Source organism: Arthrobacter sp. P4_F10 (assembly GCF_056401435.1).
Genome location: NZ_JBFUJJ010000017.1, coordinates 16838 through 40529 on the forward strand (window position 1 = coordinate 16838; position 23692 = coordinate 40529).

The 23692-nt window shown below is 67.6% G+C and carries 26 protein-coding genes, 6 tRNA genes and 1 riboswitch; of the genes, 14 read left to right on the forward strand and 18 right to left on the reverse strand.

Going from position 1 to position 23692, the window contains the following annotated elements; genetic code table 11:
• Positions 1-142 precede the first annotated feature (142 nt).
• The gene (gene hisI / locus AC1DR1_RS16010) at positions 143-571 is read right to left on the reverse strand and encodes a phosphoribosyl-AMP cyclohydrolase (protein WP_476967585.1); all 429 of its coding nucleotides are present in this window, start codon (positions 569-571) and stop codon (positions 143-145) included.
• A gap of 177 nt (positions 572-748) precedes the next feature.
• Between hisI and AC1DR1_RS16015 the strand changes: the two genes are divergently transcribed.
• Entirely contained in the window at positions 749-1393 is a 645-nt protein-coding gene (locus tag AC1DR1_RS16015) for a TIGR03085 family metal-binding protein (protein ID WP_229995670.1), read from the forward strand.
• 92 nt (positions 1394-1485) lie between these two features.
• Here AC1DR1_RS16015 and hisF read toward each other — a convergent pair whose 3' ends face one another.
• From hisF to AC1DR1_RS16090, 15 genes are all read right to left on the reverse strand, one after another.
• Positions 1486-2262: an imidazole glycerol phosphate synthase subunit HisF gene (hisF, locus tag AC1DR1_RS16020; protein WP_476992881.1), complete on the reverse strand. Its 777-nt coding sequence runs from the start codon at positions 2260-2262 to the stop codon at positions 1486-1488.
• Between the two features lie 70 nt (positions 2263-2332).
• Positions 2333-3175, reverse strand: coding sequence for an ATP phosphoribosyltransferase (gene hisG / locus AC1DR1_RS16025; RefSeq protein ID WP_229995671.1), 843 nt, complete (start codon positions 3173-3175; stop codon positions 2333-2335).
• Positions 3176-3279: 104 nt separating this feature from the next.
• Positions 3280-3543 carry a phosphoribosyl-ATP diphosphatase gene (locus tag AC1DR1_RS16030; protein ID WP_018772463.1) on the reverse strand — a complete coding sequence of 88 codons (264 nt, stop codon included), beginning with the start codon at positions 3541-3543 and terminating at the stop codon, positions 3280-3282.
• 149 nt (positions 3544-3692) lie between these two features.
• On the reverse strand, positions 3693-4178 hold the full coding sequence (gene ribH / locus AC1DR1_RS16035) for a 6,7-dimethyl-8-ribityllumazine synthase (protein WP_229995672.1): 486 nt from the start codon (positions 4176-4178) through the stop codon (positions 3693-3695).
• A gap of 138 nt (positions 4179-4316) precedes the next feature.
• On the reverse strand, positions 4317-5012 hold the full coding sequence (gene ribA, locus AC1DR1_RS16040) for a GTP cyclohydrolase II (RefSeq protein WP_229995673.1): 696 nt from the start codon (positions 5010-5012) through the stop codon (positions 4317-4319).
• Positions 5013-5025: 13 nt separating this feature from the next.
• Entirely contained in the window at positions 5026-5745 is a 720-nt protein-coding gene (gene ribB / locus AC1DR1_RS16045) for a 3,4-dihydroxy-2-butanone-4-phosphate synthase (RefSeq protein WP_229995674.1), read from the reverse strand.
• Positions 5742-6428: a riboflavin synthase gene (locus tag AC1DR1_RS16050; protein WP_229995675.1), complete on the reverse strand. Its 687-nt coding sequence runs from the start codon at positions 6426-6428 to the stop codon at positions 5742-5744. The genes ribB and AC1DR1_RS16050 overlap by 4 nt, the downstream gene beginning before the upstream one ends.
• Positions 6428-7543 carry a bifunctional diaminohydroxyphosphoribosylaminopyrimidine deaminase/5-amino-6-(5-phosphoribosylamino)uracil reductase RibD gene (gene ribD / locus AC1DR1_RS16055; RefSeq protein WP_476992896.1) on the reverse strand — a complete coding sequence of 372 codons (1116 nt, stop codon included), beginning with the start codon at positions 7541-7543 and terminating at the stop codon, positions 6428-6430. The genes AC1DR1_RS16050 and ribD overlap by 1 nt, the downstream gene beginning before the upstream one ends.
• Positions 7544-7674: 131 nt before the next feature.
• Positions 7675-8373 carry a nicotinamide riboside transporter PnuC gene (gene pnuC, locus AC1DR1_RS16060; protein ID WP_476992882.1) on the reverse strand — a complete coding sequence of 233 codons (699 nt, stop codon included), beginning with the start codon at positions 8371-8373 and terminating at the stop codon, positions 7675-7677.
• Between the two features lie 94 nt (positions 8374-8467).
• A riboswitch (FMN riboswitch) is annotated at positions 8468-8619 on the reverse strand.
• A 135-nt stretch (positions 8620-8754) separates the two neighbouring features.
• The gene (rpe, locus tag AC1DR1_RS16065; RefSeq protein WP_229995677.1) at positions 8755-9411 is read right to left on the reverse strand and encodes a ribulose-phosphate 3-epimerase; all 657 of its coding nucleotides are present in this window, start codon (positions 9409-9411) and stop codon (positions 8755-8757) included.
• Between the two features lie 67 nt (positions 9412-9478).
• Positions 9479-11080 (reverse strand): RsmB/NOP family class I SAM-dependent RNA methyltransferase, encoded by a 1602-nt coding sequence (locus AC1DR1_RS16070; protein WP_476992883.1) that lies wholly within the window; start codon positions 11078-11080, stop codon positions 9479-9481.
• The gene (gene fmt, locus AC1DR1_RS16075) at positions 11077-11997 is read right to left on the reverse strand and encodes a methionyl-tRNA formyltransferase (protein WP_476992884.1); all 921 of its coding nucleotides are present in this window, start codon (positions 11995-11997) and stop codon (positions 11077-11079) included. Before fmt ends, AC1DR1_RS16070 begins: the two co-directional genes overlap by 4 nt.
• The gene (gene def / locus AC1DR1_RS16080) at positions 11994-12566 is read right to left on the reverse strand and encodes a peptide deformylase (RefSeq protein ID WP_476992885.1); all 573 of its coding nucleotides are present in this window, start codon (positions 12564-12566) and stop codon (positions 11994-11996) included. Before def ends, fmt begins: the two co-directional genes overlap by 4 nt.
• 235 nt (positions 12567-12801) lie before the next feature.
• Entirely contained in the window at positions 12802-13647 is an 846-nt protein-coding gene (locus AC1DR1_RS16085; protein WP_229995681.1) for a cytochrome, read from the reverse strand.
• An 86-nt stretch (positions 13648-13733) separates the two neighbouring features.
• Positions 13734-13805, reverse strand: a tRNA-Val gene (locus tag AC1DR1_RS16090).
• A 378-nt stretch (positions 13806-14183) separates the two neighbouring features.
• Here AC1DR1_RS16090 and AC1DR1_RS16095 point away from each other — a divergent pair.
• The 6 genes from AC1DR1_RS16095 (at position 14184) to AC1DR1_RS16120 (ending at position 15175) form a co-directional block, all read left to right on the forward strand.
• Positions 14184-14256: transfer RNA gene (locus AC1DR1_RS16095), tRNA-Gly, on the forward strand.
• Between the two features lie 46 nt (positions 14257-14302).
• Positions 14303-14373, forward strand: a tRNA-Cys gene (locus AC1DR1_RS16100).
• Positions 14374-14412: 39 nt separating this feature from the next.
• A tRNA-Val gene (locus tag AC1DR1_RS16105) sits at positions 14413-14487 on the forward strand.
• Positions 14488-14543: 56 nt separating this feature from the next.
• Positions 14544-14616: transfer RNA gene (locus AC1DR1_RS16110), tRNA-Gly, on the forward strand.
• A gap of 38 nt (positions 14617-14654) precedes the next feature.
• Positions 14655-14729: transfer RNA gene (locus AC1DR1_RS16115), tRNA-Val, on the forward strand.
• A 176-nt stretch (positions 14730-14905) separates the two neighbouring features.
• Positions 14906-15175: an antitoxin gene (locus AC1DR1_RS16120; RefSeq protein WP_229995682.1), complete on the forward strand. Its 270-nt coding sequence runs from the start codon at positions 14906-14908 to the stop codon at positions 15173-15175.
• 182 nt (positions 15176-15357) lie between these two features.
• Here AC1DR1_RS16120 and zapE read toward each other — a convergent pair whose 3' ends face one another.
• Positions 15358-16395: a cell division protein ZapE gene (gene zapE / locus AC1DR1_RS16125; RefSeq protein WP_364748973.1), complete on the reverse strand. Its 1038-nt coding sequence runs from the start codon at positions 16393-16395 to the stop codon at positions 15358-15360.
• Between the two features lie 226 nt (positions 16396-16621).
• Here zapE and AC1DR1_RS16130 point away from each other — a divergent pair, with 226 nt between their 5' ends.
• The 3 genes from AC1DR1_RS16130 (at position 16622) to ybaK (ending at position 18637) form a co-directional block, all read left to right on the forward strand.
• Positions 16622-17539, forward strand: coding sequence for a sulfurtransferase (locus AC1DR1_RS16130; RefSeq protein WP_476992886.1), 918 nt, complete (start codon positions 16622-16624; stop codon positions 17537-17539).
• A 100-nt stretch (positions 17540-17639) separates the two neighbouring features.
• The gene (locus AC1DR1_RS16135; RefSeq protein ID WP_229993287.1) at positions 17640-18113 is read left to right on the forward strand and encodes a SufE family protein; all 474 of its coding nucleotides are present in this window, start codon (positions 17640-17642) and stop codon (positions 18111-18113) included.
• Positions 18114-18139: 26 nt separating this feature from the next.
• Complete coding sequence (ybaK, locus tag AC1DR1_RS16140) at positions 18140-18637, forward strand: Cys-tRNA(Pro) deacylase (protein WP_229993286.1); 498 nt, start codon at positions 18140-18142, stop codon at positions 18635-18637.
• A 74-nt stretch (positions 18638-18711) separates the two neighbouring features.
• On the opposite strand, the gene AC1DR1_RS16145 is transcribed toward ybaK, so the two are convergent.
• Positions 18712-20094 (reverse strand): alpha/beta hydrolase family protein, encoded by a 1383-nt coding sequence (locus tag AC1DR1_RS16145; protein ID WP_476992887.1) that lies wholly within the window; start codon positions 20092-20094, stop codon positions 18712-18714.
• A gap of 121 nt (positions 20095-20215) precedes the next feature.
• Here AC1DR1_RS16145 and AC1DR1_RS16150 point away from each other — a divergent pair, with 121 nt between their 5' ends.
• The 4 genes from AC1DR1_RS16150 to AC1DR1_RS16165 all read left to right on the forward strand — a co-directional run bounded on the left by AC1DR1_RS16150 (position 20216) and on the right by AC1DR1_RS16165 (position 23608).
• Positions 20216-20704: a hypothetical protein gene (locus AC1DR1_RS16150; protein WP_229993284.1), complete on the forward strand. Its 489-nt coding sequence runs from the start codon at positions 20216-20218 to the stop codon at positions 20702-20704.
• Positions 20705-20718: 14 nt separating this feature from the next.
• Positions 20719-21246 (forward strand): peptide-methionine (R)-S-oxide reductase MsrB, encoded by a 528-nt coding sequence (gene msrB / locus AC1DR1_RS16155; RefSeq protein ID WP_229993283.1) that lies wholly within the window; start codon positions 20719-20721, stop codon positions 21244-21246.
• A 164-nt stretch (positions 21247-21410) separates the two neighbouring features.
• Entirely contained in the window at positions 21411-22829 is a 1419-nt protein-coding gene (locus AC1DR1_RS16160) for a DUF6421 family protein (protein WP_476967657.1), read from the forward strand.
• Positions 22826-23608: an SDR family NAD(P)-dependent oxidoreductase gene (locus AC1DR1_RS16165; RefSeq protein WP_476967658.1), complete on the forward strand. Its 783-nt coding sequence runs from the start codon at positions 22826-22828 to the stop codon at positions 23606-23608. The genes AC1DR1_RS16160 and AC1DR1_RS16165 overlap by 4 nt, the downstream gene beginning before the upstream one ends.
• Positions 23609-23692 lie beyond the last annotated feature (84 nt).

A 23692-nucleotide genomic window follows, 5' to 3' on the forward strand; every position in this document is an offset into this window, starting at 1 on the left:
CCTGTTCTTTAGGTGGACCTGTCACAGGATCCGGTGATGGGATCCAGTGTGGGGTCCGGTTCGTGAAGCTGTGGAAGCGCCGGGGCGCTCTGCCGGTGTTCCTTTGCCTGTGGCGTTTGCCGGGGTCCTTCGCCGGGGGCGTTTAGCCTCCGTGGCCGACGACGGCGTCGAGCTCGCGCCCGTCGAAGCAGGTCCGGGTTCCGGTGTGGCAGGCCGCGCCGACCTGGTCGACCCGGACCAGCAGGGCATCGCCGTCGCAGTCCATGGCGAGCGACTTGACCCATTGCACGTGGCCGGAGGTGTCGCCCTTGCGCCAGTACTCCTGGCGGGACCGCGAAAAGAAGGTCACGCGTCCGCTCGTCATGGTGCGGTGCAGCGCCTCGTCGTCCATCCAGCCCAGCATCAGTACCTCGTGGGTATCGAACTGCTGGACGATCGCGGCCACCAGGCCGGTACTGTCCCGTTTGAGGGCGTCCGCCAGCCCGGCCGGAAGGGGGCTGCCGTTGGTGGGGCTGCCATCGACGGCGCTGCCGTTGACGGGGCTGGGGGCGGGGGCGGGCTGCTCAGACATCAGATCAAGTCTAGTGCCTCCGGGCAGGCGGTCGGCCTGCGGGTCCGTCCCGCCGCTTAACACTGTGGCCCAATCAGGGCGCCCGCCGCGGTCCCCCGCCGGATGATGCCGCCAGGGACGGTTGCGGCGGCGATTCCTGTGCCCACGCACGGCCGTCTCGTGCTAGTTTCACAAGTGATGCATTTCGTCGAACCGTCCCGAGAAGTCCTGGCCGAAACCCTGCTGGCGGCCGGCCCTGATGCCGCCACGCTCTGCACAGGTTGGCTCACCCGCGATCTTGCCGCGCACTTGTACCTGCGCGAGCGCAAAATCGCCGTCGGACTGGGCCTGCTGATCAAACGCCTCTCCAAGGCGTCAGACCAGGCAACGGCCGAACTGGCGCGCACGCTGAAGACCTCAGAGGACTACGCCAAGCTGGTCAACGACTTCCGTGCCGGTCCCCCGGCCCTGTCTCCGTTGCGGATCAAGGCCCTGGACGAGAGCTCCAACCTGATCGAGTACTTCGTGCACACCGAGGACGTCCGCCGCGCTGTGGACCGCTGGGCCCCGCGGGCCCTGGACCAGGCATACTCGGACGCCCTGTGGGATGAGCTCGTCAAGCGGGCGGCCATCCTGTACCGCGGTGTGGACCTGGGCATTGTGCTGGTGAGCCCCTCCGGTCCGCGGCATGTGGCCAAACGCGCCCCCGTGTCGGTGGCCATCGTGGGCGAGCCGGGCGAGCTCCTCATGCACGCCCACGGCCGCACCCGCCACGCCCTCGTGACGTTCGAAGGCCAGCCGGACGCGGTCGCGCTCCTGCAGTCCGCCGAAGTCGGCCTCTAACCCACCGCTGCAGCCTAAGAGTACAAACGAAAACGCGGGGCTGGTACCAGATACCAGCCCCGCGTTTTTTGTCCGCAGTCTCAAGTCCGGAATCAGCGGACTTCGAAGCCTGCCTCGTGGATCGCCGCCTTGACCTGCGCGATCATGTCCAGCGGGCCGAAGTGGAAGACCGAGGCCGCCAGGACGGCGTCTGCGCCTGCTGCCACGGCCGGCGGGAAGTGCTCCGGCCTGCCGGCGCCGCCGGAGGCGATGAGTGGGACCTTGACCCCGGCCCGCGCCAGGCGGATCAGTTCCAGGTCGAAGCCGTCCTTGGTGCCGTCGGCGTCGATCGAGTTCAGCAGGATTTCACCCACCCCGCGGTCGGCCGCTTCCCGCGCCCAGGCGATGGCATCGATTCCGGTCCCCTGCCGTCCGCCGTGCGTGGTGACCTCGAAGCCTGACGCCGTGGGCTGCGAGCCCGGACGGGTGCGCCTGGCGTCGAGGGAGAGCACCAGGACCTGGGAACCGAAGTGCCGGGTGATCTCGTCGATCACGTCCGGCCGGGCCACGGCCGCGGTGTTGATGGCAGCCTTATCCGCGCCGCAGCGCAGGAGTTTGTCCACCTCAGCCACGCCGCGGACGCCGCCGCCGACCGTCAGCGGGATGAAGACTTCCTCGGCGGTGCGGCGGACAACGTCGAACGTGGTCTCCCGGTTGCCGGAGGACGCCGTGACGTCAAGGAACGTCAGCTCGTCGGCGCCGCTGTTGTCGTAGCGGTGCGCCAGTTCCACCGGGTCCCCGGCGTCGCGGAGCCCCTCAAAGTTGATGCCCTTGACCACGCGGCCGGCATCGACGTCGAGACACGGGATGACGCGCACGGCAACAGTCATGACTTCTCCTGGTAATGGCTGGCGGGTAATTGCTGCAGGGATTTAGCGGTGGGACCCGGCGGGTGGGCGCCTAGATGCGGCAGGCGTGGATGCTGCTGACCAGGATGGCGCGGGCGCCGAGGTCGTAGAGCTCGTCCATGATCCGGTTGGTTTCCCGCTTGGGGACCATCGAGCGGACGGCCACCCAGTCCGAATCGCGCAGCGGCGAGACGGTGGGCGATTCCAGGCCTGGAGTGAGTCCGGCGGCCTGCTCCACGAGTTCCTTGCGGATGTCGTAGTCCATCATCACGTACTGCCGGGCCACGAGGACGCCCTGGAGCCGGCGGATCAGTACCTCGGTGGCCGGATTCTGCTCGCCCTTGCGGCCGATCAGCACCGACTCTGAATTCAGGATCGGCTCGCCGAAGATCTCCATGCCGGCGGCCTTGAGCGTGGTGCCCGTCTCGACGACGTCGGCGATCGCGTCCGCGACGCCGAGGCGGACGGAGGATTCCACGGCGCCATCAAGGCGGACCACCTTGGCGTTGATGCCGCGCTCGGCCAGGTAGCCGCGCAACAGTCCGTCGTAGCTCGTGGCCAGGCGCTTGCCCTCGAGCTGGGCGACCTCGGTGAAGTCGCCTATCGGGCCGGCGAAGCGGAAGGTGGAAGCGGCGAAGCCCAGCGGCAGCAGCTCCTCAGCCTCGACCTCTGCGTCGAGCAGCAGGTCGCGGCCGGTGATGCCGACGTCGAGCGTTCCCTGGCCCACATACACGGCAATGTCGCGCGGGCGCAGGAAGAAGAACTCAATATCGTTGTCCGGGTCCACCATGACAAGCTCGCGGGTATCGCGGCGCTGGCGGTAGCCGGCCTCGGCCAGCATCGCCGCGGCAGCTTCGGACAGGGATCCCTTGTTCGGGACGGCAACTCTAAGCATGGGAAAAGTCTCTCTTGGATTCGGAAGGATCTGTTGGGGCACATCGGCCACGCGGTGCACGGGATCCGCCAGCAAAGTCATGGCGGTTTCCGGTGCGGGCGCGGCTAAAGATGCTTGTAGACGTCTTCCAGGGTGAGTCCTTTGGCGAGCATCAGAACCTGCAGGTGGTACAGCAGCTGCGAAATTTCCTCCGCGGCGGCCTCATCGGATTCATATTCGGCAGCCATCCAAACCTCGGCTGCTTCCTCCACGACCTTCTTGCCGATGCCATGGACTCCGGAATCCAGTTCGGCGACGGTGCGGGAGCCCTCCGGGCGGACGGCTGCCTTTTCACTCAGTTCTGCGAACAGCGACTCGAAATTCTTCACGCCCCCAAGCCTACTTGCTCCCGGCGCGGGAACGCCTGCCGGGCCGTTGCATGACGGTGAGGATGTGAGGTATTGCACAGCACGTCAACCACGGCCGGCGCGGGCGGCCAGGGTGGCGCCCGCGCCGGCCGTGGCTGCAGCTTGGGGACTCAGCCGAACTGCTTGAGGGTCACTGCCGTGGCCAGGGCAGCGGTAACCGCCTCGTGCCCCTTGTCCTCGGTGGACCCCGGCAGGCCGGCCCGGTCGATCCCCTGCTGCTCGGTGTCGCACGTCAGCACGCCGAAGCCCACGGGGATGCCGGTACGGACGCTGACCTCGGTCAGGCCCAGGGTGGCCGCCTCGCAGACATATTCGAAGTGCGGCGTGCCGCCCCGGATGACGACGCCGAGCGCCACGACGGCGTCGAAGTGCGGTGCCAGCCGGGCCGCAGCGACAGGAAGCTCAAACGTGCCGGGCACGCGCAGGACCGTCGGCTCACTGATCCCGGCGTCCTTCGCGGCGCGCAGGGCGCCGTCGAGCAGTCCGTCCATGATCTGGGTGTGCCAGCTCGCAGCAACAATGGCCAGCTTGAGCCGTGAGGTTTCCTCGGGCTTGAAAGTGCTGAGATCGATCTGGGGGGCGCCGTGGCCGCTCATAGGGTATTCCTTGCTGTTGAGTCTGGTGGTTGGGCCGCCGACCGGCCGCCCTGCCGGCTGTCCTAAGCAGGACGGGCCGGACGGGCTGGCAGGTAAAGCGGGGCGAAGCGGTTGCGGGCAGCCTGCGGGGCCGCCCGGTCAGTCTTGGTCGTGTTCGAATCCGGGCAGGCCGGCGGCCGGTGCGGGTTCACCGTCCAGGACCAGGCGATGGTCCATCCGGTCCTTCTTCGTCTGCAGGTATCGGATGTTCTGCTCCCGGGAGGGAACCTCCGTGGGGACCATCTCCACTACCTTGACGCCTGCCTGGGCGAGCCGGTCCTGCTTGTCCGGGTTGTTGCTCAGGAGCCGGATCTCGTGAAGTCCCATCTCCGCGAGGATCTGGGCGGCGGCCTTGTAGCAGCGCGCGTCGACCGGCAGCCCGAGCTGCTCGTTGGCCTCGACGGTGTCAAAACCGGCCTCCTGCAGGGCGTAGGCCTTCATCTTGTTCGCCAGGCCGATTCCGCGACCCTCCTGGCCACGCAGGTAGAGCAGAGTCCCGCCGAGTTCGTTGATCAGCTCGAGGGCATAGGCCAGCTGTTCGCCGCAGTCGCAGCGGAAGGACCCGAACACATCGCCGGTAAGGCATTCCGAATGGAGGCGGACCAGCGGGGGCTGGCCATCAGCCGGGGCCATCGGTGAACTGACCGCCAAGTGCTCCGCGCCGGTGGCCAGATCGGTCCATGCCTGTGCCACGAAATCGCCAAAGGCGGTGGGCAGCTGGACGATGGGTCCTGCGCTGACCGGATGCGGCTGGCGGGCCATGGCCGTCTCTTCGCGGGTCTCCGAAGTCGTCATTATTTCTCCTCCATCAGACGGGGTCCGTTGCGTGGCTGCCGTGCTGTCCTGCTTCAAGGTACGCCACCAGATCCGCAATCGAAATCAGCGGGCAGCCATGCTCAACCGCAAAGCCGCGCAATCCGTCCAGCCGCATCATTTCTCCGTTGTCGTACACAAGCTCTGCTATCACTCCCACGGGCTCCAGGCCGGCCAGCCGGCACAGGTCCACGGCCGCCTCGGTGTGGCCGGGACGTTCCCGCACTCCCCCCTTAACGGCGCGGAGAGGAAAAACATGCCCGGGACGGGTCAAGGAATTTGGCTGGCTTTGCGGGTCGGCCAGGATCCGGGCCGTCAGGGCGCGGTCTGTGGCGGAAATTCCGGTGCTGATACCCACCGCGGCGTCGCAGGACACGGTGTAGGCGGTGCCCTTGGCATCTTCGTTGATTGCCACCATCGGCGGCAGGGCCAGCGCGTCGGCGCGCTCGGCGTCGAGCGGTACGCAGATCACTCCGGAGCTGTATCGGACTGTCCAGCCCATCAGCGCCGGGGTCGCGTGCTCGGCGGCGAAGATGATGTCGCCTTCGTTCTCGCGGTCCTCGTTGTCCACCACCAGGACCGGGCGCCCGGCTGCCATGGCGCTGATGGCGTCCTCGATCGGATCGAGGCCTACCCGGCCGGCGCCGGAAGCGGCGGCGCGGAGCGCCTCTGCCAGGCCGGCTTGGTCTTTCACGTGGTCTTTGACGCGGCTCATTTCGCGTCCCCTTCCGTGGGTGCGGATACTGCGGCGGTGCCGTCGGGCGCTCTGTGCGCTGCGGGCGACGTTCCACCGGCAAAGGACAGCAGGCGCTCGGTGTACTTCGCCAGGACGTCGACCTCAAGGTTTACATGGCCGCCGAGGGGCTTCTGGCCCAGCCCCGTCTCGGCCAAGGTGGTGGGGATCAGCCCCACTTCAAACCAGGGCGCCGGCTCGTTGGCCGGGCTGACCGTCGTGACGGTAAGGGAGACGCCGTCGACGGCGATGGACCCCTTTTCGGCGATGTACCGGGCCAGTCCGGCCGGCACAGCGAACCGGAGCCGGTCCCAGTTGCCGAGGCCTTCACGCTCCAAAAGCTGGCCGACGCCGTCGACGTGTCCCTGCACCACGTGACCGTCCAGCCGTCCCCCGGCGGGGACGCAACGTTCCAGATTGACCGGATCGCCCGCAGTGAGCTCTCCGATGGTGCTGCGGACAAGGGTCTCGCCCATGACGTCGACGCTGAAGTCCCTGCCGTCGATCTGCGTGGCGGTGAGGCAGACGCCGTTGACCGCTATGGAGCCACCCAGGGCGAGGCCGTCAGTGGTGCCGGGCGCGTGGAGCCGAACGGTGGCGCTGCTGTCCCCGTTGCGCTCAACGGACAGCACCTTCCCCTGCTCGGCGATAATTCCGGTAAACATCAATTGCCTCCTGCGGCGGTGTCCGCGCCGGTGCGGCGCGGGGTTGTATCGGATGAAGTAGGGGTGGCGGCCGGATCGGCCGGGGTAGCCGGAGTAGCCGGATCGGCCGTGGTGGCCGGGCGAAGATGAAGCCGGAGGTCGCGGCCGAAGGCCTGGACGGCTCCCCCGGACGCCGGATCCCATTCCCACTGTTGGGCATCGGCCAGGGTGGTGATGCCGAGGCCCTCCAGGGCGGCCGTGCCGGAGCCGAGCAGTGTCGGCGCCAGGTAGACGATGAGTTCGTCGACCAGGCCGGCCGCAAGGAACGCGCTCAGTATCCGTGAGCCGCCTTCCACCATGAGGTGCCGGACGCCGTTCTCGAACAGCTGGTCCAGGGCTTCGCGCGGATCGCGGGTGGCCAGGTGCAGGACGTTGCCGTCCGCTCCGTGGATGGCGGCGTCGTCGGGAATTCCCCGGTAGCCCATGACGGCCCGCAGCGGCTGTTTGCCGTCTGCTTCGCCGTCGGAGTTCCGTGCGGTGAGCCGGGGGTTGTCGATCAGCACCGTCTGCGTGCCCACCAGGATGGCATCAATCCGTCCCCGCAGGGCGTGGTTGTCCGCGAGCGATTCCGGGCTGGAAATCCACTGGCTGGTGCCGTCGCTGGCAGCGATGCGGCTGTCGAGGGTCTGCGCGATGTGCAGCGTGACGAAGGGCCGTTTGGCGGCGACGGCATCGAACCAGCGCCGGTTCAGGTCCAGCGCGGCCTCGGCCGCCAGTCCGGAGCGGACCCGGACACCCGCGGTGCGGAGCGTCACGGCCCCGCCGGCGGCCGGATCATGGGGATCGTCGACGGCGTAGATGACGTCGGTGATGCCGGCGTCGATGATCGCCTGCGCGCAAGGGCCGGTGCGCCCGCAGTGGTTGCAGGGCTCCAGGGTGACCACGATCGCAGCGCCGCGGAGGTCCAGTCCCGCCGCCTTCGCCTGGGCGATGGCGTCGGCTTCGGCGTGGGCAGTCCCGGCTCCGCGGTGGTATCCGGTGGCGAGGACCGTTCCGTCGGGGCCAACGACGACGGCACCCACGAGCGGGTTGGCGCCCCGCGGACCCTGCGCCGCGGCGGCCAGGGCAGCCTGCATTGCAGCGTTTTCGGCAGCGCTGAACGGGGCTGCCTTGAGAGGGGCAGAATTGAGCGGGGCCGGATTGAGCGGGGCCGGATTGAGCGGGGCGGGGTTGAATCCGGCGCTCACGCCGGCGCCGCTGCGGGCACTCACTTGACCACCAGCGGGTCGGGGAAGGCGGTCTCGACCGTGACCGGCCGGTTCGCCACCTTCGAGGCACGCCACCAGACGAAGAATCCGGTGAGCGTGAAGAAGCCGTAGAAGAGGTACATGACGGCGCTGGCGTAGTAGCCCGCGCTGAACAGCAGCGGCACACCGACGATGTCCACCGCCACCCAGATGAGCCAGAACTCCGTCCAGCCGCGGGCCATGCCGTAAGTCGCCAGCAGCGAGCCCATGAACGTCCAGGCGTCTGCCCAGACCGGCGGGTAGGAGCCCAGCGAGTCGAAGAGCGGCGTCAGCGCGGCAGTCCCGGCCACGAGGCTGAGGGCCAGAATTACCCGGGTCCTGTTGCTGGCCCAGCGCGGCGCGACGGCTGCCCCGCCGCTGGCGGACTGCTTGCCCTGCTGCCAGCGGTACCAGCCGTAGAGGGCGACGCCGATGAACATGATCTGGCGTCCGGCCTGGCCCCACAGCGTGGCGGGCGTGGCGGAGCCGAAGACGTTGCCCAGGAAGACCGTCAGCAGCAGTAGGTTGCCGGCGATGCCGACCGGCCATGCCCAGACCCGGCGGCGCATGCCGCCGAAGGCGCTGGCGAGGCCAAAGATGTTGCCTAGCACTTCACGAAGAATCAGGACAGATCCGCCTACCGGGATCTGCGCTTCGAAGAGCCATCGCAAGAGGTCCATGCGTGTGTCGTTCCTTCCCTCAAGAACCGCGATGGCTCCGGGGGTATACGACAGCACAATTATGCGGCGCCTTCTGGGCGCCGCAGTAACAGCTGTACGTGCTTCTCTCATCCAGACTTTAACTGTCGGTACCGGAATTTCACCGATTCAACCGTTTGCCGGCATCCTTCCCGAGGGAAGGCGCTGGCGCGCGGGTCGCGGACTGTCACCGCCGGTTCGGACTTACACCGACCCCGGAGCACGTATGTGTGTTGTTATTCTGACACAACTGCCGGGCTGACCGGGCTATTCCCGGGATGCCGATGTTACGCCGGGCGTCATCTTCGCGCTGGGCCGGGCGGCAGCCGGGAGCCATCGCGGGGACCGCCCCGGCCCGTCGCGTCAGCGGCTTCCTGCGGCCCGGAGCCTTTCGACGGCCTGCGCCGGATCCTCCGCGCCGTAGACGGCTGACCCTGCCACAAAGACGTTCGCTCCCGCCTCGGCGGCACGCACGATCGTCTCCTCGGTGATGCCGCCGTCGACTTGCAGCGCCACTGCGACGCCGGAGCCGTCAATGGCCGCGCGCGCCCGCCGGATCTTGGGCAGCGTCAGGTCCAAAAAGGACTGCCCGCCAAATCCTGGCTCCACCGTCATGATCAACAGCAGATCCAGTTCCGGGAGCATATCCAGGTAGGGCTCCACGGCAGTCCCCGGACGCAGCGCCATGCCGGCCTTGGCGCCGCGGGCGCGCAGTTCCCGCGCGAGTTTGATCGGCGCGATCGAGGCTTCGGCGTGGAACGTCACCGAGGCCACTCCGGCGTCGGCGAAGCCCGGTGCCCAGCGGTCAGCGTCGGCGATCATCAGGTGGGCGTCCAGCGGCACCGGGCTGACGGCCTGGATGCGCTGCACCACCGGCAGCCCGATTGTCAGGTTGGGCACGAAGTGGTTGTCCATGACGTCCACGTGCACCGCATCCGCATTGCTGATACGGCGCAGTTCGGCCTCAAGATTGACGAAGTCAGCCGAAAGGATGCTCGGGTTGATGCAGCACTGGGCCATGGATTTCCTTCTCGTTCGTACTTAGCTGGTTCATATGTAGCTGGCAGTGCCCCAGTATCAGTGAAACTCAGGCCAACTTGCGAATCAGCGCCAGGAACATGGCGTCCGTCTGGTGCACGTGCGGCCAGAGCTGGGCGGTGAGCTCGTGCCCGGCCTCGAGGTGGCCGGTGAGGCTGACACTGTCCAGCGCGGCGCCGGCGTCGAGGAGCTCGAGATCCTCGCGCTTGCGCAGGACATCACTCACGACGGCGGTCGTCTCTGCCGGGTGCGGCGAGCATGTCACGTAGGCCACCACGCCGCCGGGCTTGACGGCGTCGATCGCGGAGTTGAGCAGCTGGCGCTGCAGCGGGCCAAGGTCCACGAGGTCCTTGGGCGTGCGCCGCCAGCGCGACTCCGGGCGCCGGCGCAGGGCGCCCAGGCCGGTGCACGGGACATCGACGAGGACCCGATCGAAGGATTCGGGTTGTTCGGCGCCGATGTCGCGGCCGTCCCCGGTCCTGACCTCCCAGGCGTCCCGCGGGACCGCGGAGAGGGCCTGGCGTACGAGTTTGGCACGGTGCGGGGCGGATTCGTTGGCCAACAGGTGCGCGCCGCGTTGCCGGGCGAGGGCAGCGAGCAGGGCGGCCTTGCCGCCGGGGCCGGCACAGAGATCCAGCCAGCGCTCCCCCGCACTCCCGCTGTCCGTCTCCGCTTGCCCATCGGGGCATGTGCCGGTTGTTGTGCCGGGGTCTGCGCTGGTTTTTGTGCCGGGGCCTGTGCCGAGATCGACGGCGGCCATGGCGCGGGCCATTAGCTGCGAGCCGACGTCCTGGACACGGGTGCTTCCGTCCCGGACCGAGGCGAGCCGGCCGAGGTCCCCGCCGCTGGAGAGCGCGGAACCCTCAACGAGTTCACCCGGGATAGCCCCCATTTCCAAGGCTTCGTCCAGGCTGCCCACGCCCGGCAGCGCCACGAGGTTCACCACGGGCGCGGCGTTGTCGGCTTCGAGGAGCACGTCAATCTCAGCGGCCGGGCGGCCGTGGGCCACGAGCGATTGCCGGAGCGCACGCACGATCCACGCTGGATGGGCGTAGCGGATGGACGCGATGGTGGTGGCGTCGGTCTCGGTGCTGAGCAGCAGCTCGAGCCACTCGTCAAGGGTGCGGGCGGAGACTTTGCGCAGCACCGCATTGATCAGGGCCGAGGGACCGGCACCGATTACCGCGCGGGCCAGCCCCACAGTCTGGTCCAGGGCGGCGTGGGCGGGCACGCGCATGGCGAGCAGCTGGTGCGCGCCGATCCGCAGGGCGTCGAGGATCGCGGGATCCAGCTGGTCCAGCGGCCGGTCGACGCAGCGCGCCAGGATGGCGTCGTACGTGCCCTGGCCGCGGAGGGCGCCGTAGCTGAGCTCGGTGGCGAATCCGGCGTCGCGCTTGTCCAGCCCGTGGTGCCGGATCCGGGCAGGCAGCACCAGGTTCGCGTAGGCGTCCTCGGCCTCCACGGCGCGGAGCACCTCAAAGGCCACCAGACGGGCCGGATCGGCGCGGCGGGTCCGCTGGGACGGGGTGCTCTCGGTGAAGCCGCGCTGCGGGCCGCGGTTGCGTTCCCTGCCCTGGGCGTTGCGCCGGCTGCCGCCGCGGGCGCCCTGGCCACTGCCTCGGCTGCTGCCGCTGGTCCCGGACTCGCTCATTCGAATACCACGCTTTCAAGTGTTGCCTGCCCACGCGCCCAATCAGCGGCGGTCATCATTTTCTTGCCCGCGGGCTGGACCCGCGTCAGTTCCACCGGGTGCGAACCCGTACCTACGAGGACCCGTTTCCCCTCCATGGCCAGCTGTCCGGGCCGAAGCGCGGCGGACTCCGGGACCGGAAGCACCGGCTCCAGCTTGATCCGCTGGCCGTCCAGCATGGTCCAGGCGCCAGGCTCCGGCGTGACTCCGCGGGCCCGGCGACCGATCGCCAGTGCAGGCTGCTGCCAGTCGAGCCGGCCGTCCTCGAGGCTGAGTTTGGGTGCCAGACTGACATCGCCCTGTTGCGGCAGCGCGACGGCCTTGCCGGCGTCGATGGCGGACAGGGTCTGGGCCAGCAGGACCGCACCGCTGTGGGAGAGCCGTTCGAGCAAGGCCCCGGCGGTGTCGCCGGCGTGCACGGTCTCGGTGAGGGTTCCGAAGACCGGACCGGTGTCCAGCCCCTCCTCCAGACGGAAGGTGACGGCGCCAGTGACGTCGTCGCCCGCGATGACGGCGCGCTGCACGGGGGCGGCGCCGCGCCAGGCCGGCAGCAGGGAGAAGTGCAGGTTCACCCAGCCGTGGCGGGGAACAGCGAGGGCCGCACGGGGAATCAGGCCGCCGTAGGCAACGATCGCCGCGACGTCCGGTGCGGCGGCGGCAATGCGGGCAGTGACCCCGGCATCTACTTTGGCGGCGTGGATGATCTCGATGCCGAGTTCTGCGGCCCGGGCCGCCACGGGCGACGGCGTCAGGACCCGTTTGCGTCCCAGCGGGGCATCAGGGCGGGTGAGGACAGCGACGACGTCGAACCCGGCGTCAATCAGCGCGTCCAGGGACGGCACGGCGACGGCCGGAGTCCCTGCGAAAAGGACCCTCACGGGGTGATTCCGAAGCTGGACCCGCCAAAGCTCGTCCCGACGCTCTTCGCGCGCTTGCTGGTTGTCTGTTCCGTAATGGCGTCGTAGTTGGCATTGCGCATGGCGCGCAAGGCGGCCTTGCGGTCATCGCCCTCAAGCCGGTCGGTGTAGAGGATGCCGTCCAGGTGGTCGGTCTCGTGCTGGAAGCAGCGCGCCAGCATGTCCTCGCCCTCAACGGCGACGGGGTTGCCGTGGAGGTCGACGCCGGTCACCCGGGTATGGCGATACCGGCGGACGGGGAAGCCGAGGCCCGGGATGGACAGGCAGCCCTCGACCTGGTCCGGCTGGAAGTCCTCGCTGTTTTCCAGCACGGGGTTGATGATGTGACCCTCGACGCCGCCGATCCGGTAGGTGAAGACGCGCAGGCTGACTCCAACCTGGGGTGCGGCCAGGCCGGCGCCCTCGACGTCCTCCATGGTTTCGGTCATATCGGCGACGAGCTTTGCCAGTTCAGGCCCGAATTCCGTCACGGGATCGGCAACTGTGCGCAGCACAGGATCCCCGATGATGCGGATATTCAAAATGGCCATGTGCAGTCTGTCCTCACGGTGAGCGGCTAGGGATCCAGTCCAGTTTAGTTGCAGCTGCCGGGCTCCTGCTCTGGATGCCTGTTCCGGGATGCCGGCACAGCGCTTCGGTCCAGGTCTGCCGATCCAGTGCTGACGGTTCAGTGCTGACGGTTCAGCGATGCCGATCCATTGCTGACGGTTCAGTGCTGACGGTTCAGCGATGCCGATCCATTGCTGACGGTTCAGTGCTTCCGGCTCAGCGCTTCACGGGCGGCGCCAGCGGGAGCAGTGCTGCCCCGGCGGTCGCCGTGTCCGCTGACATCTCCCACACGCGGCGCAGCGCGCAGAATTTCCACCAATGGTGTTTCAGGACCTCCGGGTTGGCCCGCTGCGGACGGACTTCGGTCTCGCCCACCGCCACGGCAAGGAGGATGGGGGATTCACCGTGCTGCCAGGCCTCCCACTCCCCCGCCACGGGATCGACCAGGCTTTCTTCTGCCTTCATGCCGGCCACGAGCTGCATGACCACCTTGTCATCCAGCGGCTTGACGGTGCCGTCCCGGCTGGTGCCCTTGGTCTTGTAATCGATAAGACAGGTCCTGCCATTGATCCTTGCCACGAGGTCCAGCGTGCCGGCGTAGCCGACAGTCTTGTTCCACACCGTAATCTCCGGGGCGATGGGTTCAACTTCGAAGAGCTCCCACCATTCGTCGAAGCGTGCCGCGAAGGCTTCCTCACCGTTGGCGGCCAGGGCCTCCCGTGTTTCCTTCAGCTGGTGCGGCCGGCCGAGTGCGCGCAGCGCAACCTGCTCGCAGTAGTTGTGGACCCGGTCGCCGCGCTTGGCGGCGTCGTCCCGGTATGACTCCGCCGCTTTGGCAGCCCGGCTGACCGCCTGGCGCAGCTTGGCGGGGCTCCCCAGGATGCCGGGGAGCTCTGGATTCTGGGCCAGGCTGTTCGCACCCATGTATCCAAACCAGCCATCCAGGCCGTGTGGCTGCTGGCCGATCACCGTGGTGATGGAAGGGACGGAGAACTGTGCCGATGTGGAGCGGGCGTACATGCGGCCATAGTCCGTGGCGTGGGCGAGGAGTGGAGCGGTCATATGAAGACTCTTTCACGGGGGTCAGACAACGGTGAAAAGCAAAATGGTCCGCCCCGCTGAGTCAGCGGAACGGACCATTTCGTTAGTGGGCGATACTGGGTTCGAACCAGTGACCTCTTCGGTGTGAACGAAGCGCGCTACCACTGCGCCAATCGCCCTAACGACATTGAATGCTAGCCCACCCGGGCGGATTTTAGAAATCGGGCCCGGGGAACCCGGCTCCGCCACTCATCCGCCACTCATGCTGCGCCTCAGCCTCCACTCATACGGGCACCGATCTCCCCCGCCGCAGTCCAGTTCAGCAGCCCAGTGCGACAGTGCAGTGCACCGGTCCCGTACTGCTTCGAGCCGCGGCATGAGTTGGACGCTAATTACAGCGCTGTAATTAGCAAAATCCCCTAGAAATCAAGGAAGTAAGGCCATCGAACGCGGTCCAATGAGCCTCGATTTGTAGATTCCCGGAACCTCCTATAGAGTTCTTACTCGTTGGAACGCGAGGAATTGCCGAATGCGGCACGGAAACGCACGCCGACAATGCGGACGTAGCTCAGCTGGTAGAGCACCACCTTGCCAAGGTGGATGTCGCGAGTTCGAATCTCGTCGTCCGCTCGCAGGACACTGTCACGGCAAAGGTTCTTCGGGATCCTGTCTACACGGTGGGTTGGCCGAGAGGCGAGGCAGCGGCCTGCAAAGCCGTATACACGGGTTCGAATCCCGTACCCACCTCGGTGAAAACCCTGGTTTCCGGTTTCGGCCGGATGCAAGGGGCGATTGGCGCAGCGGTAGCGCGCTTCCCTGACACGGAAGAGGTCACTGGTTCGATCCCAGTATCGCCCACCAAAGCAAGGCAACTTGCTTGATGCAGCACCACCGGCCCAGCCGGCATGGACTAAAATGCGGACGTAGCTCAGCTGGTAGAGCACCACCTTGCCAAGGTGGATGTCGCGAGTTCGAATCTCGTCGTCCGCTCTCTTCATTACAAATCCACTCCGGATCCTTCCGGTTGCGGGCGATTGGCGCAGCGGTAGCGCGCTTCCCTGACACGGAAGAGGTCACTGGTTCGATCCCAGTATCGCCCACCACAAGAGCAGCTCCCCCCGGAGGTGCTCTTTTTTGTGCACTGGGGGTCCTTCTACCCTGTGCACCTGGCCCTGGCATCTTTTATCCTCTGGGCGGACACCCTTGGCACCCCCGCCACCTCCCGCTAGGGTAGAAATCGCTAGGAGCGATCTGGCTCCGCGACCGAAGGGAGGTGCCCGTGGGTTTACTTGACGATCTAAAGGGCAAGGCTCAGCAAGTAATTGGTGGCAACGAAGAAGCCATCAAGGACGGCATCGAAAAGGCCGGCGACTTCGTCGACTCTAAGACCGGCGGAAAGCACGCCGACAAGATCGATGCCGTGCAGCGGGGCGCTTCCGACTTCGTGGACAAGGCGAACGACCGGCCGAGCACGGCCCCCGTCGCCGATCAGACTCCCGTAGCCGGCGAGCCCCCCGTAACCGGGGATCCCCGCCAGCCAGGCCTCTGACCCAGATACGTCAGCGAGGTGCCGGTCCCGCCGAGAGGTGGCGCCGGCACCTCCGGCATTTAAGGGCGGCTCCGGCGTTCGGCCGCACGCCGCCCAGCGGCACTTATCGAAGCAACGCAGGGTCACATCGCGCCCAGAATGGGCCGCAAGTGACCCCGCGTTGTAGGTGGAGGGGTTGGACGCTAGGACGGTTCGTGGTTTTGGCCCTCGCGGGCCAGTGCTGTGAGCCGGGAGACGGCGCGGAAATACTTTTTCATGTACCCGCCGGTCATCATTTCCTCAGTGAAGAGCTGGTCGAACGGCACACCGCTGGCAAGGATCGGCACGTCTTTGTCGTACAGCCGGTCCGCCAGCACCACAAAGCGCAGCGCGACGGCCTGCTCGGTAATCGTGTGCACGTTCTTCCAGACGACGCCTTCGATCCCTTCCAGCAACTGGCGGTAGCGGCTCGGGTGCACGCCGGCCAGGTGGTTGATCAAAGTGCTGAACTCATCGCGGGCCACGGTCTTGCCGTCGAATTCGGCATGCATGTGGTGGGTCAGGTCATCATTGCGCAGTGGCGCGGGCGCGGCCGGCAGGCCACGGTGACGGAAGTCCTCGCCGTCGATCCTTACGACGTCGAACTGGTCAGCCAGCACCTGGATTTCGCGGGCAAAGTCGACGGCGGCGAAGCGCCCGTCGCCGAGGGAGCCCGGCAGGGTGTTCGATGTCGCGGCAAGTTTCACGCCGGCGTCGGCGAGTTCGCGCATGAGCCGGGACATGAGCACAGTGTCGCCCGGATCGTCGAGCTCAAATTCATCGATGCATACCAGCTTGTAGTGGCTCAGGGCCTCCACGGTCTTGCGGAAGGACAGCGCCCCGACGAGGTTGGTGTATTCGACGAATGTGCCGAACGCCTTAGGGCCCGGGGCGGCGTGCCACAGCGACGCCAGCAGGTGGGTCTTGCCCACACCGAATCCGCCGTCGAGGTAGATCCCGGCCCGGGACGTGTCCTTCTTGCCGAAGAGCCGCTTGAACAGGCCGTCTCCGTCACGGGCACCCACGCCCGCCGCGAAATGCTGCAGGGAATGAACCGCGTGGGCCTGGCTGGGCTGGGAGGGATCGGGCCGGTAGCTGGAAAACGACACCTCACCGAACCGCGGCGACGGATAGAACCCGTTGAGGAGTTCGTCCACGGAAACTGCCGGCGTACGGGCGGCGAGCTGTTCGATCTGTACCAAGGTGGTCCGTTCTGCTGGTCTCTTGTCCCCAGCAAGAATACCGGCAAAGCATGCCCGGCCCGCGTGCGCGGGTGCGGATCCGCGGCCGGCGTGAGGAAGACCACATTTCCCCGTGTGAACCCGGTGGAGCATTCCCACTGGCCCGTGACTAGTGTTGTAACAGGCCCGGCGCCGCGAACGCTTTCCGCGCCCGGCCTCCTGACCGTTCCAGTGAAAGGCCATCACAATGTCCTACCCCGTTGAGCAGAACGAGAAATTCGCCGCCTACGCCCACCCCGACCGCCTGGTGTCCACGGAGTGGCTGGCCACGGCGATCGAGGACGGCGCCCTCGACGGCGGCAACCTGGTGGTGGTCGAATCCGACGAAGACGTCCTGCTGTACGAGACCGGCCATATCCCCGGCGCCGTGAAAATTGACTGGCACACGGATCTGAACGACGAAGTGACCCGCGACTACATCTACGGCGAAGCCTTCGCCGCGCTGGCGGCGGCCAAGGGCATTTCCCGGGACAGCACCGTGGTGATTTACGGCGACAAATCGAACTGGTGGGCCGCGTACGCCCTGTGGGTTTTCACGCTCTTCGGCCACGAGGACGTCCGGCTCCTGGACGGCKGCCGGGACAAGTGGATCGCCGAGGGCCGGGCCCTGTCCACCGTAACAACCGTGGCCTCCCCCGCTGACTACCCCGTCGTGGAGCGCACCGACGCCCCGATCCGCGCCTTCAAGGACGACGTCCTGGCCCACTTCGGCAAGCCGCTGATCGACGTCCGCTCGACCGAGGAATACACGGGCCAGCGGACCCACATGCCCGCCTATCCGGAAGAGGGCGCGCTGCGCGGCGGCCACATCCCCACCGCGGCCTCCATCCCCTGGGCCCGCGCGGCGGCCGGCGACGGCACCTACCGGAACCGCGGCGAACTCGAGGCCCTGTACCTCGGCGAGGCCGGCCTGAAGGCAGGCGACGACGTCGTGGCCTACTGCCGGATCGGTGAGCGGTCCAGCCACACCTGGTTTGCGCTGAAGTACCTGCTGGGCTTCGAGACAGTACGGAACTACGACGGTTCCTGGACCGAATGGGGCAACGCCGTGCGCGTCCCGATCGTCAAGGGTGCCGAGCGCGGCGCGGTTCCGGCCGGCCGGTAGTTACGGCCATGATGGACCGGAACCGTCAGCGACTGGGACAGGGACAGCGACAGCGACAGCGACAAGGACACAATCGTCACGCGTGCGTAAGCTGGGAATGATGAATACTTCAGCCCTCCCCGCCGCGCTGGCGGACATTGTCGACGATTTCCAGGCCCTGACCGAAGCGGACCGCCTGCAGCTTCTCCTCGAGTTCTCGCAAGGACTTCCGGAACTTCCGGAGCGGCTCCGGGACCACCCGGAGCTGCTGGAGCAGGTAGTGGAGTGCCAGACGCCGCTCTTCCTGACCGTCGAGACGGAACAGGCCGACGGCGGCGCCCCGGAGCGCGTCCGGCTCTACTTCAAGGCACCCAGGGAGGCCCCGACCACCCGTGGCTTTGCCGGGGTGCTCCATGAAGGACTCGACGGGCTCAGCGCCGCGGAAATCCTGGCAGTCCCGGACGACATGCCCGAACTGCTGGGCCTCACCCGGGCCATCACTCCCCTGCGCATGCGCGGGATGACAGCCATGCTGGGCCGGATCAAGCGGAAAGTCGTCGCCTCGGGAACCCGGCAGTTGCCGGTGCAGTCCTAACTTCCAGCGCCGGACAGCCAGAGCACATGGCCCGCAAACACGCGTCGCAGGGAACTCCGGCCACCGCAGCACTCGCGGCCGCCGGGGTTCCCTTTGTCGCCCACCCCTACTCACATGACCCCGCGGTGGCCAGCTATGGCCTGGAAGCGGCCGAAGTGCTCGGCGTCGACCCTGCCCGGGTCTTCAAGACCCTGATGGTCGACGTCGACGGCCGGCTCGCCGTCGGCGTCGTGCCCGTGAGCGGCAGCCTGGACCTCAAAGCGATGGCCGCAGCCTTGGGCGGCAAGAAGGCAGAGATGGCGGACCCGGCAGCGGCGCAGCGGCGGACCGGTTACGTGCTCGGGGGTATCTCACCGCTGGGGCAGCGCCAGTCCTCCCCCACGGTGGTGGATGACAGCGCCCTGGAGCTGGAGACCATTCTCGTTTCGGGCGGACGGCGCGGCCTGGACATCGAGCTGGATCCGGCCGAACTCATTCGGCTCACGGCTGCCCGCACCGCCCGGATCGGGACCCGGCGCGACTGACCCGGTCTCAGACTGCTGTCCCCGTCGAGACGACAGATCACGGCAGTGGTCGCGCGAAACACTGCCGTGAACTGCTAGTTGGGTGTGGCGTTTCCGGCCGCCGTCTCCTGGTCGCCGGGGTTGGCACGGGGCGCCAGCTGCTGCCGGAGCCAGGCCGCGACCTGCCGGTCCCAGCGCTCCGGATCCACGTTCCATTCCTTGGTGTGCAGGGCCCTGTCGAAGGGCTCGAACGTGACCATCTCCGGATTCTTCTCGGCCAGCGCGGCGGAAGGCCCGAACGGCACGTATTCGTCGTCCACGCTGTGCACAATGAGGGTCGGCGTCCGCAGCTCCACGGCCCGCGAAACCCAGTCCATCGCCTTGAGGTCAACGGGGGCGGCCAGCCCGGTCAGCCGCCGGCCGAGGCGGTGGCTGAGCATCAGCTGTCCGTAGCGGCCCACGGACGACGGGATCCGGTTCAGCTCCGCGTGGTGGGCCAGCACGTTGACCCAGTTGATGACCGGCGCGTCCAGGACCATTGCCCGGATCAGGTGGCGATGGCGGGAGAGGTCAGCCGTCTGCAGGCAGATCGCGCCGCCCATCGACCAGCCGAACAGGACTACCTCGCGGGCGCCCTGTTCCAGGGCATAGCCGATGGCGGCCTCGACGTCGCGCCATTCGGTGGAACCCAGGCCGTAGCGCCCGTCGCTGGCTGACGGGGCCAGTCCGTCGTTTCGGTAGGAGATCAGCAGGCTGGACATGCCCAGTTCCCTGGCGGTCTGGAGGGCCCGCAGTCCCTCCTGCCGGGTGGCGCCGCGGCCGTGCACCATGATCGCCCAGACATCCGGGGCCAGATCCTCCGCCGGCGTGGCGGGGACCAGCCAGGCCGGCGCGGTCCCGGCATCGACGTCGATCAGCACGTCCTCCACCGGAAGCCCCAGCGCGGCCGGATCCGGATAGGCCGCCCCGCTCCACCATCCGCGCCGGGCGGTGGCAATGTCCCCGCTGTAGACGTGCTCAACCTCGCGCAGCACGGTGCGTTCGGCCGGCGAGTAGGACAGGATCCGGCCGATCCGCGCATGGCCACGGCCGCCGTCGAAGAAGAAACCATAGACCCCGTCCACTGTGGAATCCGGGGTGGCGGCGAGAATGACGTGCAGCGCCCGGCCTTCGCGGATGACGGCCAGCACTTCCTGGTCCTCAGCGCGGAACCGGGCCGGGGTGATGACGCGACGGGCGAAATAGAGCGCGAGGGCGGAGGACCCGGCGGCCAGCACGCCCGCAGCGGCGCTGCCGCCGATGATGCCGCCCACCGCCCACTTGGCGCTTCCGGACGCGGTGGCGCCGGTGGCCACTGCGAGGTGGACTGCTGTTTCGCGGGCAGCGGTCCGGCGGGCGGCGGTCCGGCGAAGATCCGGGCGGAGGTCCGGGCGGAGGTCCGGGCGGAGGTCCGGGCGGAGGCGCAAGGAGGATGCCATGGCACCATTCTGACTGAACCGCAGCCCAACCGTGGCATTGGCACGGCAGCCGGCATGGACACGCCAGGCTGCCGCGGGGCACAACCATGCGGGGCAACACGAGCGCGACTAGGCTGGGGTCATGAGTGATCCAATCGTCATTTTGACAGAAGAGCCCCTCGGTGCGGATGACCGCGTCAATATTGAAACCCTGATTGCCGGCGGTGATGCGCCCGTGCTGATCCTGGTGCCGGCCAACACCGAGCGGCACCTGGTGGTGGATTTCCTGGAGAACCTTTCCTTGCTTGAAATCGCTAAAGCCTTCCGTGAACTGACGGCACACTCCGACCCCGCCGTGGAGCGGGCCGAAGCCGCCGACACCCTGGCCGCGTCGCTGGCCGCACTGGCCGGCCTGGGCGGCGGCGTCTCGGGCGAAGTCGTCGAGGGCAAGGCCGTCGACGGCCTGGTTGCCAAGGTCAAGGAACTCAGTGCCGGACAGGCTGTGGTCATCACGCGCCCGCACGCTGTCGCAGACACTTTCCACACCGACTGGGCCACCAAGGCACAGGACAAGCTGGGGCTGCCCGTCCTGCATCTGTACGCCGGTTCGGGATTTATCGGGGACTCCTGAGCGTTATTGAGGCTATGAGCATCTTTAACAGGTCCAAATCCATGCCCTCCGCAGTGCCCGCCGCTGACCCCGCCGCGGCGCCTGCCGCTGCGCCGCTTGAACAGCCCTCCGGCGAACACACGCCGGGCCAAAAGCCGGTCGAAAAGACGGACGCCCAGTGGCGCGAGGAACTGACGCCCGAGGAGTACCGCGTACTCCGCCAGGCCGGCACCGAGCGGCCGTACACCGGCGAATACTGGGACACCCACACCCGGGGCGTCTACCAGTGCCGGGCCTGCGGCGCCGAGCTCTTCACCAGCAACGAAAAGTTCGACTCGCACTGCGGCTGGCCGTCCTTCTGGGCTCCGCTCGCCGAGGGAACCGTGCGCTACATCCATGACCGCACCATGGGCATGGACCGGGTGGAAGTCCGCTGCGGCACATGCGATTCCCACCTGGGACACGTGTTCGACGGCGAGGGCTACGGCACCCCCACGGACCAGCGGTACTGCATCAACTCGGTCTCCCTGAAACTCGTTCCCGCGGACGGCGCCGGGCAGTAGCCCGCAGCCCTTCCTCTCCTTCCGCTGGAACGGGCTTTCAGAATCACTTGCCCCAGACTTTCTTATGCTCGAAGCAATTTTGCATTAGCGCCTCTGTTTGCTTGCTACGCTCGATTCAGATCCAGCGACACGCTCCACAGCAACCAGAAAGGCGACCGTCGACGATGACCACGACTGCTCTCACCGCCCCCGCCCCGATCACTGCCAGCAACCAGGAATGGCTGCGGCTCAAGGCTGCGGCCACGGCCCTGCAGGCCCTCCAGGTCAAGGACGGATCCGTGCCGGATGCCGAAGCCCACGACGCCGCGGCCGGCCACGTTGGAACCATCACCGCGGCGGTCACGGCCCTGGCCCCGTCCTTCCCGCACGATGCCCGTTACCTTGACCTGCTCGTCACCGACTTCGGCCGGTGGGCCGACGCCGGCTTTGGCGTGCCGGACTTCCTGGATTCCCTGCAGGCCTTCCAGCCGCAGCAGCACCGGGTCAACGGGCTCCAGCACCTCGTCGTGTTCCCGATGTACACCCAGAACGGCAGCAGCAGCCGCCTCGTCGAGGCCGTCCTGATCGAGGTCATCTGGCCCGAGTTCATAGGCGGCCTGGAAACGGGCGAATACTCCAACAAGCTCTTCGTCCCGATCCGTTTCCTCGACTTCACCCCGGGCTACAACACCAACTCAGCAGTCCTCTTCCCGGAGACCGTCGCTGTCCGCGAGACCCCGACGTTCACGTGGGGCGCGATCTTCGCCGACCGCGAGGCCGCCCGCTTCCGCCGCGTCCTGCGTGCCGCCGCCGAGATCACTTCCCTGCAGCTGCCCAAGGACGCCGCCGGGCTGCTGGAGGACCAGGAGCTGACGCAGGAAACGTTTGTCATGTGGGACCTCATCCATGACCGCACCCACATGCGCGGGGACCTGCCCTTCGACCCGTTCATGATCAAGCAGCGCATGCCGTACTTCCTCTACTCGCTGGAGGAACTGCGCTGCGACCTCACCGCCTTCCGCGAATCGGTGAAAATCGAGAAGGACGAGGACGCCGACCCGGAGGCCCGCCGGCACGCCAAGCTTGTCCAGTACGCCGTGATCTTCGACCGCATCTTCCGCTTCGCCATCACCGGCACCCGCGTCCGCAATTACGACGGCCTCGGCGGCCAGCTGCTCTTCGCCTGGATGCACCAGCACCACGTCCTGCACTGGACCGACAGCAAACTCAGCATCGACTGGGACGAGGCGGCCGGGGTCGTGGTTGAACTCGGCGCCAAGATCGAGGAACTGTACTGGCGCTCGATCGACCGCCCCAAGATGGCCCACTGGCTCGCCGCCTACGAGCTCATCTCCGGCACGGTCACGCCCAACCCGGCCTCGGTCTGGGCCAAGGGTCCGGACGCCCTTCCCCTGGACGGCCCGCCCCGCGGCCTCACGGACCAGGTCCTCGACGACGAGTTCCCGCTCTCCATGTTCTACGAAGCGCTGGAGAAGAAGATGCGGCCGGTCATCGAATCCACTGCCGGCATCACGGGATCTTCAGACACCGGATCTTCAGACACCGGCGAGGCCAGCGGCGCCCGGGCCCTGAACGCCGGATGAGCAACGGACGCACCTTGAACGTGCTGGTCACCGGCGGCAGCGGGCCGTCTGGGATCGCCACGGCCCGGGCCCTTCGCGACGCCGGCCACAGGGTCTTCACCGTCGGGTCGAATGCCGCCCGCATCGAGGCCGCCGCCGCCGAAGCCGGCGGCGGCGTCACCGCGCTGGTGAGCGACCTCGCCAGCCTGGCGGAGGTAAGGGCCTTGCGGGCGAGCGTTGCGGGCATGGCCGGAAACGTCGACGGCGTCATCCACCTGGTGGGCGGCTGGCGCGGCGCCAAAGGCATCACGGACCAGAGCGACGAGGACTGGGACTTCCTGGAACGCAATGCCGTCACGACACTGCGGAACGTCACGCGCGTGTTCTTCGACGACCTCGCCGCGTCAGACACCGGACGCTTTGCCATGGTGTCCTCCACGGCCGTGAGCACCCCGACGGCGGGCGGGGCCAGCTACGCCGCGGCCAAGGCCGCCGCGGAAGCCTGGACGCTCGCGGTCGCTGACGGCTTCCGGCGGGCCCACGCCGCGGCCGCCGGTGCCGGCAACACCGGGCAGGAAAGCCCGGATCAGGAAAGCACCCAGCAGGAAAAGCCGGAGCTGCGCAGCGCCGCCACCATCTTCGTGGTGAAGGCCCTCGTTGACCCCGGAATGCGGGCCAAGGCCCCGGAACGGTCGTTCCCGGGCTTCACGGACGTGGCTGACCTGGCGGCTGCCGCAGCCGGGCTCTTCAGCACTCCTGCCGGCGAGCTGAACGGCCAGCGGCTGCTGCTCAGCCGCTGAACAGATCCGGATCCACTGACCCCGGCTCAGTGGCCCGGACTGCCGCCGGACTTAGCCCCCTGACTTAGCCCTTGGGGCCCGACC